Source organism: Corallococcus caeni (genome assembly GCF_036245865.1).
GTDB lineage: Bacteria > Myxococcota > Myxococcia > Myxococcales > Myxococcaceae > Corallococcus > Corallococcus caeni.
Map to the genome: position 1 here is coordinate 1,056,131 of NZ_BTTW01000001.1, position 14,784 is coordinate 1,070,914.

The following is a 14,784-nucleotide window of genomic DNA, read 5'->3' on the forward strand; positions in this document are numbered from 1 at the left end:
GCCGCAACCCCGCCCAAACCGACCAGCTTCGAAGTCCTTGAACACCCGGCGCTCTCGGTGAATTAGAAAGCGAGTGTGTCCACGCCTCCATCGTCCCGCCTGTCCTCGCTGCGCGTGCTGAAGCACCACGACTTCGCCTTGCTGTGGGGCGGGGCGGCGCTGTCGAACATCGGCACGTGGATGGAGGTGCTGGCGCTGGGCGTGTACGTGACGAAGGTCACGGGGCGGGCGGAGTGGACGGGGGGCGTGGCGGCGCTGACGTTCCTGCCGGCCATCGTGCTGGCGCCGCTGGGAGGAGCGCTGGGGGACCGGTTCGACCGGCGCCGGGCGGTGGGCGTGGGGGCGCTGGTGCAGCTGGTGCTCGCGGGCGTGCTGGCGGCGCTGGCCTTCACGGGCGGGCTGACGGTGCGCTGGGTGGCGGTCGTGTCCTTCCTCAACGGCTGCGCGGTGACGCTCTTCACGCCCGCGTACTCCGCGCTCATCGCCGTGTCGGTGCCGAAGGAGGACCTGCACAGCGCGCTCAGCCTCAACGCCGCGCAGAACAACCTGGGGCGCATCTGCGGGCCCGCGCTGGGGGCGCTCGTCATCGCCCACGCGGACGTGGCGTGGGCGCTGCTCATCAACACGCTGTCCTTTGGCGCGGTGCTGCTGTCGCTCACGCGCGTGCGGGCCACCGCGGCGGGGAAGCCGGCGGACTTCGGCGGGCTGTGGGCGGGCATCCTCCAGGGGTTCCGGGTCGCGCTCGCGGACGAAGCGCTGGTGGTGGCGCTGGGCGGCACGCTGGCCATCGCGGTGTGCATCGCGCCCTTCACGGCGCTGGCGCCGGTGATGGCCATCCAGGTGTTCCAGCTGGACGCGGGCGCGACGTCGGTGCTCGTCACCGCGCAGGGCGTGGGCTCGCTGGTGGCGGCGCTGGGCGCGGGGGCGCTCGCGGACCGGATGGGCAAGGCCCGGCTGCTGGAGGTGGGCCTGCTGCTGATTGGTCCGACGGCGGCGGCGTACTGGCTGTCGCCGTCGCTGCCGGTCGCGGCCGTCGCGGTGATGGCGCTGGGCGCCCTCTACATGCTGACGCTCACGGGGCTGTCCGCGCTGTGCCTGGCCCGCGTGTCCACCGAGCTCCAGGCGCGCATCGCCAGCCTGAGCACGATGCTGCTCTTCGTGGGCTTCACGGTGGGCGTGTGGGTGCAGGGCGCGCTGGGGGACCGCTGGGGCATCCGGTGGGTCACCGCGAGCGCGGCCCTGGGGTTCTTCGTCCTCGCCGTGCTGCGGCGCGCCCTGCGCTCGCGCGGCTTCGCCGCCTTCGAAGTGTAACGGAGCCTCCCGAATGACGACCTCCTCGCCGGCCACGCCGGGGAAGAAGCGCGCCCCGCTGCCCCTCGTTTCCAGGGCGCAGGCGCTCCCGCTGTCCTTCATGCAGCAGCGCCTGTGGTTCCTGGCGCAGCTGGAGGGCACGAGCGCCACGTACAACGTCTACTTCTTCGTGCGGCTGAAGGGCGCGCTGGACGCGGGCGCGCTGGAGCGCTCCCTCCAGGGCGTCGTGGCCCGGCATGAATCGCTGCGCACCACCTTCGCCACCGTGGACGGCCAGCCGGTGCAGCGCATCACCCCTGCGCTGGACGTGCCCCTGCGCGCGGTGGACCTGTCCACGAAGGGGGAGGCGCCCGAGAGGGAGCGCGCCCTTCGCGAATGCGCGGAGGCCGAGGCCCGCACGCCGTTCGACCTGGAGCGCGGCCCGCTGGTGCGGACCACGCTGGCACGCCTTTCACCCGACGAGCACGCGCTGCTCTTCGTCACGCACCACATCGTCTGCGACGCGGTGTCGCTGGGGTGGATGGCGAACGAGCTGGGCGCGCTCTACACCGCCTTCACGCGGAACGAAGCGCCCCGGCTGCCGGAGCTGCCGGCGCAGTACGCGGACTTCGCGCACTGGCAGCGCCAGACGCTCACGGGCGACGTCCTGGAGGCCGAGCGCGCGTGGTGGAAGCAGCGGCTGGAGGGAGCGCCGCCCGCGCTGGAGCTCCCCACGGACCGGCCCCGTCCGCCGCGCCAGACGTCCCGGGGCGCGGTGTACCGCCTGCCCATGCCCCCGGCCCTGGCCACGGGCCTCCGCGAGCTGAGCCGCAAGGCCGCCGTCACGCCGTACATGGCGCTGCTAGCGGCGTTCCAGGTGCTGCTGCTGCGCTACAGCGGGCAGGAGGACCTGGTGGTGGGCACGCCCGTGGCGGGGCGCGGCCGTCGCGAGGTGGAGCGGCTCATCGGCTTCTTCGCCAACACGCTGGCGCTGCGGCTGGACGCGTCCGGTGACCCGACGTTCCTCGCGCTGCTGGGCCGCGTGCGCGACGTGTGCCTGGGCGCGTACGCGCACCCGGACATGCCCTTCGAGCAGCTGGTGGACCTGCTGGTGCCCCAGCGCGACCCCAGCCGCTCGCCGCTGTTCCAGGCGATGTTCGTGCACGTGCACTCGCCGTGGGCCGCGCTCAAGTGGCCCGGCCTCACCGTGACGGAGGTGGACTTCGAGCCCGGCGTCGCGCGCTTCGACGTCACCCTCTTCCTCTACGAGGACGCAGGCGGCATGGAGGCCCGCTGGGAGTACAACGCGGACCTCTTCGACGAGGCGACGGTGGCCCGCATGGCCGCGCACTACGCGCGGCTGCTGGAGGGCGCCATCGCCCGGCCCGAGTCCCCCGTGTCCGCGCTACCCCTGCTGACGGCGCGCGAGCGGGAGCGCGCGGTGGTGGACTGGAACGACACCTTCGCGGAGGTGCCGGTGCGCTCCGGGGTGCACGCCCTCTTCGAGGACAGCGTGCGCAAAAGCCCGGACGCGGTGGCGGTGCGCTTCGGGGACGCGCACCTGACGTATGCGCAGCTGGAGGCCCGCGCGAACCGCGTGGCCCATGCGCTGAGGGCGCGCGGCGTGGCGCCGGACACGGCGGTGGGGCTGTGCGTGGACCGCTCGCTGGAGCTGGCGGTGGGCGTGCTGGGCATCCTCAAGTCGGGGGCGGCCTACTGCCCGTTGGACCCGGCCTATCCGCCGGAGCGGCTGGCGCTGATGCTCCAGACGTCGCGCGCGAAGGTGCTCGTCACCCGGCGCTCGCTGGCGTCCGGCCTGCCGGAGGACGGCGTGGAGCGGCTGTTCCTGGAGGACGACCCCGGCACGCCCGACACGGCGCCCGCGCCCGTGGGAGGCCCGGACACGCTGGCCTACGTCATCTTCACGTCCGGCTCCACGGGCGTGCCCAAGGGCGTGGCCATGCCGCACCGCCCGCTGCTCAACCTCATCCAGTGGCAGGTGCGCCGCTCCGCCGCGCCCCGGGGGCGCACGCTCCAGTTCTCCGCGCTCAGCTTCGACGTGTGCTTCCAGGAGATGCTGCCCACCTTCGCCGCGGGCGGAGAGCTGGTGCTCATGCCGGAGGACACGCGGCGCGACGGCCGGGCCCTGCTCACGCTGATGCGCGCCCACGGCGTCGAGCGCATCTTCCTGCCCTTCGTGGCGCTCCAGCACCTGGCGGAGGTGGCGGACGCGGAGGGCCTGGTGCCCACGTCGCTCAAGGAGATCAACACCGCGGGCGAGCAGCTGCGGATGACGCCCGCGCTGCGCAGGCTGCTCCACGCGCTGGACGGGTGCGTGCTGGACAACCACTACGGCCCCACGGAGACGCACGCGGCCTCCGCCCACGTGCTGAAGGGCAACCCGGACGCGTGGCCGGACCTGCCGCCCATTGGCCGCACCATCACCAACGCGCGCACGTACCTGCTGGACTCGCGCGGCGAGCCGGTGCCGGTGGGCGTCGCGGGCGAGCTGTTCATTGGCGGCGCGGGGCTGGCGCGAGGCTACCTGCACCGGCCGGACCTGACGGCGGAGCGCTTCGTGCCGGATCCGCTGAGCCCTCACCCGGGCGCGCGGAGGTACCGCACCGGTGACTTCGCGAGGTACCTGCCGGACGGCACGCTGGAGTTCCTGGGCCGGCGCGACGCGCAGGTGAAGCTGCGCGGCTACCGCATCGAGCTGCCGGAGGTGGAGGCGGCGGTGGCGAGGCTGCCGGGCGTGAAGGACGTGGCGGTGGTGGCCCGCGAGGACGCGGCCCGGGGCAAGCACCTGGTGGCCTACGTGGTGACGCAGCCGGGGGCGGCCGTGGACGCCGGGGCGCTCAAGGCGGCGCTGCGCGAACGGCTGCCCGAGTACATGGTGCCCGCGGCCTTCGTGCTGCTGGACGCGTTCCCCCTCACCCCCAGCGGCAAGCTGGACCGCCGCGCCCTGCCCGCGCCGGGCGAGGACGCGGAAGGAGCCCGGGCCTTCGTGGCCCCGCGCACGCCGCTGGAGACGGAGGTGGCGGGCGTCTTCGCCGCGCTGCTGGGCCTGCCGCGCGTGGGCGCGCAGGACCACTTCTTCGAGCTGGGCGGCCACTCCCTGCTGGCGACGCAGGTGACGGCGCGGCTGCGCGACCGGCTCCAGGTGGACCTGCCCGTGCGCGCGCTGTTCGCCTTCCCCACCGTGGAGGAGCTGGCGGAGCACCTGGCTTCGCTGAAGCCGGAGGCCGGCCCGGACGCGGAGCCGCCGCTCGTGCCTCGGTCGGATGGCGAGACGCCGCCCCTGTCCTTCGCGCAGGCGCGCCTGTGGTTCCTCACCCGGATGGATCCGGAAGGGTTCTCCTACAACCTGCCCTGGTTCACGCGCTGGACGGGCCCCCTGGACCCGGGCGCGCTGGAGCGCAGCCTCCAGCGCCTGGTCCAGCGCCACGAAGCCCTGCGCACGACGTTCGTGGAGCACGAGGGCCAGCCGGTGCAGCGCATCGCGATGGCGCTGGACGTGCCCTTGCGCCGCGAGCAGGTGTCCTCGCCGCGAGCGCTCACGCGCCGGGCCGAGGAGGAGGTGCGCCGCCCCTTCGACCTCGCCGAGGGCCCCCTGCTGCGAGCAACGCTGGTGCGCGTGGGAGACGGGGACCATGCCCTGCTCGTCACGCTGCACCACATCATCTGCGACGGCTGGTCGCTGGGCGTGATGGAGCGCGAGCTGACGGCGCTCTACCGCGAGGAGACGGGCGGGGCCGAGGCGCGGCTGCCCGCGCTGTCCCTCCAGCCCGCGGACTACGCGCGCTGGCAGCGCCTGGCCTGGGTGGGCTCGGGCATGGACGCGCGGCTCGGGTGGTGGAAGGCCCGGCTCCAGGACGCGCCGCCCGCGCTGATGCTGCCCACGGACCTGCCGCGTCCGGCGGTGCAGACCTTCGAGGGCGCGCACCTGGCCTGGAAGGCCTCGCCCGCGCTGTCACGAGCCGTGGAGGCGCTGGGTCAGCGTCACGGCGTGACGCCCTTCATGATGCTGCTGGCGGGCTTCCACGCCCTGCTCTCCCGCTACAGCGGCCAGGACGACGTCGTCATCGGAGCGCCGCTCGCGGGCCGTCAGCGCCAGGAGCTGGAGGGGCTCGTCGGCTTCTTCATCAACACGGTGCCCCTGCGCATCACCGCGCCCCGGGACGCGACCTTCCGCGACCTCGTGGGGCTCGCGCGCGACGTCACGCTGGAGGCCTTCGCCCACCAGGATCTGCCCTTCGAGCAGCTGGTGAACGCGCTCCAGCCCGAGCGGGACACCCGCCGCGCGCCGCTGTTCCAGGTGATGTTCGTCCTCCAGAACGCCGGAGGCGCCCCGGCGAAGGCCCTGCCGGAGCTGGCCGTGGAGCCGCTGGACGTGGAGACGGGGATGTCGAAGTTCGACCTCACCCTCTTCGCGCAGGAGGCCCAGGACGGCCTGGGCTTCCTCTGGGAGTACAACACCGCCCTCTTCGAGGAGGCGACGGTGGCGCGCATGGCCGCGCACTACACGCGCCTGCTGGAGGCCGCCGTCTCCAGGCTGGAGCAGCCCCTCTCCCGCATCCCGCTGCTCTCCGAGGAGGAGCGCCACCGGCTGCTGGTGGACTGGAACGACACCCGCGCCGCCTATCCGCGCGACGCCTCGTTGTCCGCCCTCGTCGAGGCGCAGGCCGCGCGCACGCCGCACGCCATCGCGGTGGCGTTCGAAGGCAGCCACCTGACGTACGCGGAGCTGGACGCCCGCGCCAACCAGCTCGCGCACCACCTGCGCGGCCTGGGCGTGGGCCTGGGCACCCTGGTGGGCCTGTGCACGGGCCGCTCGCTGGAGATGGTGGTGGCCACGCTGGCCATCCTCAAGGCCGGAGGCGCCTACGTCCCGCTGGATCCCTCCTACCCGACCGAGCGCCTCCTCTTCATGGTCCGGGACACGCGGCTGCCGGTGCTGCTCGTGCAGCCGGGCCAGGAGTCGAAGCTTCCGGCGGTGGAGGCGCGGGTGGTGGTGCTGGAGCCGTCGTGGAGTGCGTTCGCGAAGGAGTCCACGCAGGCCCCGCGCCTCACCGTGCCCCCCGAGGCCCTGGCCTACGTCATGTACACGTCCGGCAGCACCGGCCGGCCCAAGGGCGTGTGCATCCCGCACCGGGGCGTGGTGCGGCTGGTGACGGGCACGTCCTACGCGCGGTTCGGGCCGGAGGAGGTCTTCCTCCAGCTCGCGCCCATCTCCTTCGACGCCGCGACCCTGGAGCTGTGGGGCGCCCTGCTCCACGGCGCGAAGCTGGTCGTCTTCCCGGCGCATCAGCCCTCGCTGGAGGAGCTGGGTGCCACGCTGGAGCGCGAGGGCATCAGCGCGCTGTTCCTCACCACCGCGCTGTTCGAGCAGATGGTGCTGGCACAGCCCCGCGCGCTCGCGGGCGTGCGGCAGGTGATGACGGGCGGGGACGTGATGTCCCCGGTGGCGGCGCGGCGCATGCTGGAGACGGGCCGCGAGCTCATCAACGTCTACGGCCCCACGGAGAACACGACGTTCTCCACCTCCTTCGAGCTGAAGACGGCGCGTGACGCGGTCCATCCCGTGCCCATCGGCCGTCCCATCGGACACACGCAGGCGTACGTGCTCGACGCGCGGCCGGAGCCGCCGCCGGTGGGCGTGGCGGGCGAGCTGCACGTGGGCGGCGACGGGCTGGCGTGGGGCTATCTGAACGAGCCCGCGCTGACGGCGGAGCGCTTCGTGCCGCACCCGTTCAGCACCACGCCGGGAGAGCGGCTGTACCGCACCGGCGACCTGGCGCGGTGGCGGCCGGACGGGCTGCTCGCGTTCCTGGGGCGGAGCGACACGCAGGTGAAGCTGCGCGGCTTCCGCATCGAACCGGGCGAGGTGGAGGTCGCCGTGCGCGGCCTGCCCGGCGTGGAGGACGCGGCCGTGGTCGTGCGCGAGGACGCGCCCGGCGACAAGCGGCTGGTGGCGTATGTCGTGGGCAAGGAAGCGGAGCCGGGCGCCCTGCGCGCCAGCCTCGCCGCGAAGCTGCCGGGGCACATGGTGCCCTCCGCGTTCGTGAAGCTGGAGCGGCTGCCGCTGACGCCCGTGGGCAAGCTGGACCGCCGGTCCCTGCCCGCCCCCGAGCCCACGCGAGGCGACGACTTCGTGGCCCCCAAGGAGGGCTGGGAGGCCCTGGTCGCGGAGCTGTGGGCGCCCCTCTTGAAGGTGAGCCGAGTGGGCGCGCACGACAACTTCTTCGACCTGGGAGGCCACTCGCTCCTGGCCACGCGCGTGGTGTCGCGCCTGCGGGACGTGCTCCATCAGGACGTGCCCCTGCGCCTGCTCTTCGAAGCGCCCACGGTGGCCCGCTTCGCCGAGCGCCTGGAGGCCCTGAAGCAGGGAGACGCGGGCCCGAAGCCGCCGCCCCTGGTGCACGTTCCGCACGACGGAGCAGTGCCCCTCTCCTACGCGCAGCAGCGGCTGTGGTTCCTCACGCGGTTGGATCCGGGAGGCTACGCGTACAACGTGCCCTTCTTCTTCCAGCTGGAGGGGCCGCTGGAGGCCCGCGCGCTGGAGGCCGCGTTGGACGCGCTCGTCCAGCGCCACGAGGCCCTGCGCACCACCTTCTCCGAAGCGCACGGCCAGCCCGTGCAGCACGTCCGCGAGCACCAGCCCCTGACGCTCACGTTCGAGGAAGGCTCGGACGAAGCGCTCCGCCAACGCGCGGAGGCGGAGGTGCGCAAGCCCTTCGACCTGGAGCACGGGCCCCTCGTGCGCGCCACGCTGGTACGCACCGCGCCGCAGCGGCACGCGCTGCTGCTGGTGATGCACCACATCGTCTGTGACTTCTGGTCCATCGACATCCTGGTGCGCGAACTCAAGGCCCTCTACGCCTCGAGCCTGCGGCACGAAGCCCCCGCCCTGCCCCAGCTCCCCGTGCAGTACCCGGACTTCGCCATCTGGCAGCGCGACTGGCTGCACGGCGAGGCCCTGGAGGCGCAGCGCGCGTGGTGGAAGGGGCACCTGGAGGGCGCTCCTCCCGCGCTGGACCTGCCCACGGACAGGCCGCGTCCGCCCGTGCAGTCCTTCAAGGGCCTTCAGCTCTCGCGTCCGCTGCCCGCTTCTCTCCCGGCCGCCATCCAGTCGCTGGCGCGCGATGCGGGCGTCACGCCCTTCATGCTGCTGCTCGCGGGCTTCCACGCGCTGCTCGCCCGCCACAGCGGCCAGGAGGATCTCGTCATCGGCACGCCCATCGCCGGGCGCGGCCGTCGCGAGGTGGAGAACCTCATCGGCTTCTTCACCAACACCCTCGCCCTGCGCGTGGACGCCTCCGGCGCGGAGAACTTCCGCACCCTGCTGGGCCGCGTGCGCGAGGCCTGCCTCGGTGCCTACGCCCACCAGGACATGCCCTTCGAGCAGCTCGTCGACGCGCTCGTCCCCTCCCGGGACCTGAGCCGCTCGCCGCTGTTCCAGGTGATGTTCGTCTTCCAGAACGCAGGCGCTCCCTGGGAGCTGCCCGGTGTCTCCGTGCGCGCGCTCACCTTCGAGCCCGGCATGGCCAAGTTCGACCTCACCCTCTTCGTGCGCGAGTCGCCCGAAGGCTGGGTGAGCGTCTGGGAATACAACACCGCCCTCTTCGAAGAGGACACGGTCGCGCGCTTCGCGGACCACTACACGCGCCTGCTGGAGTCCGCCATCGCGGAGCCCGAGCGGCCCATCGCCCGCATCCCGCTGCTCTCCGAGGAGGAGCGTCAGCAACTGCTGGGGACCTGGAACGACACCGGCTCCGACTACCCGCGCGACGCGTCCCTGCCCTCCCTCTTCGAGGAGCAGGTGGCGCGCGCGCCCCAGGCCATCGCGATGGAGTTCGAAGGCAGCCAGCTGACGTACGCGGAGCTGGATGCCCGCGCCAACCAACTGGCGCACCACCTGCGAGGAATGGGCGTGGGCCTGGGCAGCCGCGTGGGCCTGTGCACGGGCCGCTCGGTGGAGCTGGTGGTGGCCACGCTGGCCATCCTCAAGGCCGGGGGCGCCTACGTCCCGCTGGATCCGTCCTACCCGGCCGAGCGCCTGGACTTCATGATGCGCGACGCCCAGGTCCTCGTCGTGCTGGTGCAGCCGAAGCTGGTGGAGTCGCTGCCCCGCACATCGGCGCGGACGGTGCTGCTCGACGCGGAGGGACGGGACTGGGCCCACGCCCCGGTGGCCCCGCCCCACGTGGAGATCCCCGCGGAGGCGCTCGCGTACGTCATGTACACGTCCGGCAGCACCGGCCGGCCCAAGGGCGTCTGCATCCCGCACCGGGGCGTGGTGCGCCTGGTGACCGGCGTGGACTACGCGCGGCTGGGGCCGGAGGAGGTCTTCCTCCAGCTCGCGCCCACGTCGTTCGACGCCGCCACGCTGGAGCTGTGGGGCGCCCTGGTCCACGGCGCGAAGCTGGTGGTCTTCGGTCCGCATCCGCCCTCGCTGGAGGAGCTGGCCCGGACGCTGGAGGCGCGCGGCATCACCACCCTCTTCCTCACCACCGCCCTCCTGGAGCAGATGGCGATGGCGCAGCCCCAGGCGCTCGCGAGGATGCGGCAGCTCATCACGGGCGGAGACGTGATGTCCCCCGTGGCCGCGCGCAGGCTGCTGGACGAGGGTCAGGTCATCGTCAACGCCTACGGCCCCACGGAGAACACGACCATCTCCACCGCGTACCGGCTGACCGTGCCCGGTGACGCGACAGCCCCCATTTCCATCGGCCATCCCATCGCCAACTCGCAGGCCTACGTGCTGGACGCGCTGGGAGCCCCGGCGCCCGTGGGCGTCGCGGGCGAGCTGTACGTGGGCGGTGACGGCCTGGCGTGGGGCTACTTGCACCGGCCGGACCTGACGGCGGAGCGCTTCGTCCCGCATCCGTTCAGCACCACACCGGGAGCACGGCTGTATCGGACGGGAGACCGCGCGCGGTGGCGCGCCAACGGTGTGCTCGACTTCCTGGGCCGGAACGATTCGCAGGTGAAGCTGCGCGGCTTCCGCATCGAGCCGGGAGAGATCGAGACCGCCCTCAAGGACTCCGACGGGGTCACGGACGCGGTCGTCGTCGTGCGCGAGGACGTCCCTGGAGACAAGCGGCTGGTGGCCTACGTCGTGGGCGCGGAGGCGGAACCGGTCGCGCTGCGCGCAGGTCTCGTCGCGAGGCTGCCGGGACACATGGTGCCCTCCGCCATCGTGAAGCTGGACCGGCTGCCACTCACGCCCTCGGGGAAGGTGGACCGCAAGGCCCTGCCCGCACCGGACGCGGGCGGGAGCAAGGGCACCTACGTCGCGCCACGCGAGGGCTGGGAGGCCCTGGTCGCGGAGCTCTGGGCACCCCTCTTGCGCGTGAGCCGCGTGGGCGCGCACGACAACTTCTTCGAACTGGGAGGCCACTCGCTCCTGGCCACGCGCGTGGTGTCGCGACTGCGGGACGTGCTCCAGCAGGACGTCCCGGTGCGCCTGCTCTTCGAAGCGCCCACCGTGGCCCGCTTCGCCGAGCGCCTGGAGGCCTTGAAGAAGGGAGGCCAGGGGACGCCGACGCCGCCCATCATCGAGGTGTCGCGCGAGCAGCCCCTGCCGCTGTCCTTCGCACAGCAGCGGCTGTGGTTCCTCGCGCGGTTGGATCCGGAAGGCTACGCGTACAACGTGCCCTTCTTCTTCCAGCTGGAGGGGCCGCTGGAGGCCCGCGCGCTGGAGGCCGCGTTGGACGCGCTCGTCCAGTGCCACGAAGCCCTACGCACCACCTTCACCGAAGCGCACGGCCAGCCCGTGCAGCACGTCCGTGAGCACCAGCCCCTGACGCTCACGTTCGAGGAGGGCTCGGACGAAGCGCTCCGCCAGCGCGCGGAAGCGGAGGTGCGCAAGCCCTTCGACATGGAGCATGGGCCCCTCGTGCGCGCCACGCTGGTACGCACCGCGCCGCAGCGGCACGCACTGCTGCTGGTCATGCACCACATCGTCTGTGACTTCTGGTCCATCGACATCCTGGTGCGTGAGCTCAAGGCCCTCTACGCCTCGAGCCTGCGGCACGAAGCCCCCGCCCTGCCCCGGCTCCCCGTGCAGTACCCGGACTTCGCCACCTGGCAGCGTCAGGTGATGCAGGGAGCCGCGCTGGAGGAGCAACGCGCGTGGTGGAAGCAACACCTGGAGGGCGCACCTCCCACGCTGGACCTGCCCACGGACAGGCCGCGTCCGCCTGTGCAGTCCTTCAAGGGCCTTCAGCTCTCACGTCCGCTGCCCGCTTCTCTCCCGGCCGCCATCCAGTCGCTGGCCCGTGATGCGGGCGTCACGCCCTTCATGCTGCTGCTCGCGGGCTTCCACGCGCTGCTCGCCCGCCACAGCGGCCAGGAGGACCTCGTCATCGGCACGCCCATCGCCGGGCGCGGCCGTCGCGAGGTGGAGAACCTCATCGGCTTCTTCACCAACACCCTCGCCCTGCGCGTGGACGCCTCCGGCGCGGAGAACTTCCGCTCCCTGCTGGGCCGCGTGCGCGAGGCCTGCCTCGGCGCCTACGCCCACCAGGACATGCCCTTCGAGCAGCTCGTCGACGCGCTCGTCCCCTCGCGGGACCTGAGCCGCTCGCCGCTGTTCCAGGTGATGTTCGTCTTCCAGAACGCGGGTGCGCCCTGGGAGCTGCCCGGCGTCTCCGTGCGCGCGCTCACCTTCGAGCCCGGCATGGCCAAGTTCGACCTCACCCTCTTCGTGCGTGAGTCGCCCGAAGGCTGGTCGAGCGCCTGGGAGTACAACACCGCCCTCTTCGACGAGGACACGGTCGCGCGCTTCGCGGATCACTACGCACAGCTCCTCGAAAGTGCGCTCGCGGCACCGGACGCCCCGCTGGCCACGCTGCCCCTGCTCACCGACGCGGAGCAACGACAGCTCGCGCAGTGGACGCTCCGCTCCGTGCCCTACCCCGCCGTCTCCAGTGTCCACGCCTTCTTCGAGGCCACGGCCACGCGCACACCCGACGCGATCGCGGTGCGCTTCGGAGCGCAGACGCTCACCTACGGAGAGCTGGAGCGACGCTCGAACCAGCTCGCGCACCACCTGCGCCGGCACGGCGTGCGCACCGATGTCCGCGTGGGCATCCATCTGCACCGCTCGCTGGAGCTGGCCGTGGCGGTGCTGGGAACGCTCAAGGCCGGGGGCGCCTACGTGCCGCTGGATCCGGCCTATCCGCCGGAGCGGCTCGCCGCGATGCTCCAGGCTTCAGGCGCGGCGGTGCTGCTCACGTCGCGGGCGCTGCGCGGCGTCCTGGATGGCGGCTCCGCGCTGCCGCTGGAGCTCGACACGCAGGCGGACGTCCTCGCCCGCGAAGCCGACGCGCGTCCCACCCCGCTGGGCAACGCGCAGGCGCTCACCTACGTCATCTTCACCTCCGGCTCCACCGGCACGCCCAAGGGCATCGCGATGCACCACGAGGCGCTGGTGAACCTGCTCCACTGGCAGGTGGGGGACTCGGTGGCTCCGATGGCGCGCACGCTCCAGTTCTCCGCGCTGAGCTTCGACGTGTCCTTCCAGGAGCTGTTCGCGACCTGGGCCGCGGGCGGTGAGCTGGTGCTGCTCACCGACGAGGTCCGCCGCGACGCAAGCCAGCTCCTCGCGCTGCTGGAGGGCGCGGGCATCGAGCGGTTCTTCATGCCCTTCGTCGCGCTCCAGAACCTAGCGGAGGTGGCCGAGCGCGAGGGCACCTTCCCCACGCGCGTCCGGGAGATCATGGTCGCGGGCGAGCAGCTGCGCATGACGCCCGCGCTCCGCCGCTTCATGAAGCGTACGGGCGCCGTGCTGCACAACCACTACGGACCGTCCGAAGCCCACGCGGTGACGTCGCTGTCGCTGAGGGGAGACCCGGCGGCGTGGCCGGACCTGCCCTCCATTGGAAGCCCCTTGAGCAACGTGCCCGTCCACGTGCTGGACGCGCACCTGCGCCCGGTGCCCCGGGGCGTGACGGGCGAGCTGTACGTGGGCGGCGTCCAGGTCTGCCGCGGCTACCTGGATCAGCCCGGCCTCACCGCCGACCGCTTCATCCCCGACCCCTCCAGCCCCACGCCAGGAGGCCGGCTGTACCGCACGGGCGACTGGGCCCGGTACCTGCCGGACGGCTCGCTGGAGTTCCTCGGCCGGCGCGACGCGCAGGTGAAGGTGCGCGGCTTCCGCATCGAGCTGGGAGAAATCGAAGCGGCGCTGGCGCAGCACCCGTCGGTGCGGGACTGCATCGTCGACGCGCGAGACGACGGGAGCGGCCAGAAGCGGCTGGTGGCCTGGGTGGTGGGCGCCGTCGGCAAGTCGCCCGACGTCAGCGCGCTGCGCGGCTTCCTCCAGCAGCGGCTGCCTGAATACATGGTGCCCGCGCGCTGGGTCGCGATGGAGAAGTTCCCCCTGACGCCGTCGGGCAAGGTGAACCGCAAGGCGCTGCCCGCCCCGGAAGGAGGCCGCGAGTCCACGCGAGCCCTGGTCGGTCCCCGGACGCCGCTGGAGCTACAGCTCGTGCGCATCTGGGAGGAGGTGCTGGGCGTGCATCCCATCGGCGTGCACGACAACTTCTTCGAGCTGGGCGGGCACTCGCTGCTGACGTTGCGGTTGCAGTCCGCCATTCGCGCCAGGCTGGGCCGTCCGCTGCCCGTGGCGGCGCTCTTCCAGAACCCCACCGTGGAGCACCTGGCGGGCCTGCTCCGGGACGGCGGCGCACGCTGGTCGCCCCTCGTCACGCTCCAGGAGGGCGAGCAGGGTGTCCGTCCCTTCTTCTGCGTCCACGCGGTGGGAGGCAACGTCGCGCCCTACGCGGAGCTGGCCCGTGCCCTGGGACCGGAGCAGCCCTTCCACGGACTCCAGGCCCGTGGCCTGGACGGCGCGGAGCCGCCCTGTGAGTCCATCCCGGAGATGGCGGCCCTCTACGTGCGCGCGGTTCGCGAGGTCCAACCCCATGGCCCCTACCTGCTCGGCGGCTGGTCCATGGGCGGAAGCATCGCGTGGGAGATGGCCCACCAACTGCGGAGCGAAGGTGAACAGGTCGCGCTGCTCGCGCTGCTGGACACCTCCGCGAGCCTGCACTCGGGCAACCCCGACGACGCGGACACGAAGGCGCGGCTGAGCGCGCTGTTCCTGGAGGACCTGCTGCGCGCCTCCGGCCAGCCGCTGCCCGCGAACGACGGGCTCTCACCCGAGCAGTGGATGGAGGCCCTGGAAGCCGCCAGCCAGCCCCTGTTCGCGGCGGAGCAACCGCTGCGCGAGATGCGCCACGCGTTCGAGGTCCACCTGCACGCCGCCTGGGTCTACGAACCGCCCCCGGCCAGCGGGCCCTTCACCCTTTTCGAAGCGGAGGACTCGCGCTGGGACCACGGCTGGGCCCCCTACGCGCCCGGCGGGCTGGACGCGCACACGGTGCCCGGGGACCACTACTCGTTCCTGAAGCCCCCGCACCTCCAGGTGCTGGCCGCGAAGCTGCGCGATGCGCTTGCGAAGGCCCAGGGCCCGGCCTGACAGCG

General features: G+C 72.8%; 2 protein-coding genes. Both read left to right on the forward strand.

Going from position 1 to position 14,784, the window contains the following annotated elements:
• The first annotated feature begins 75 nt into the window (after positions 1 to 75).
• Positions 76 to 1,311 (forward strand): MFS transporter, encoded by a 1,236-nt coding sequence (locus AABA78_RS04205; protein ID WP_338261739.1) that lies wholly within the window; start codon positions 76 to 78, stop codon positions 1,309 to 1,311.
• A gap of 13 nt (positions 1,312 to 1,324) precedes the next feature.
• Positions 1,325 to 14,779, forward strand: a complete 13,455-nt coding sequence (locus AABA78_RS04210) for a non-ribosomal peptide synthetase (protein WP_338261740.1) — start codon at positions 1,325 to 1,327, stop codon at positions 14,777 to 14,779.
• The last annotated feature ends 5 nt before the right edge of the window (positions 14,780 to 14,784 follow it).

Bases quoted from the DNA above. Each gene is read 5' to 3' on its own strand.
- AABA78_RS04210 (WP_338261740.1), top strand. From the start codon at position 1,325: ATGACGACCTCCTCGCCGGCCACGCCGGGGAAGAAGCGCGCCCCGCTG.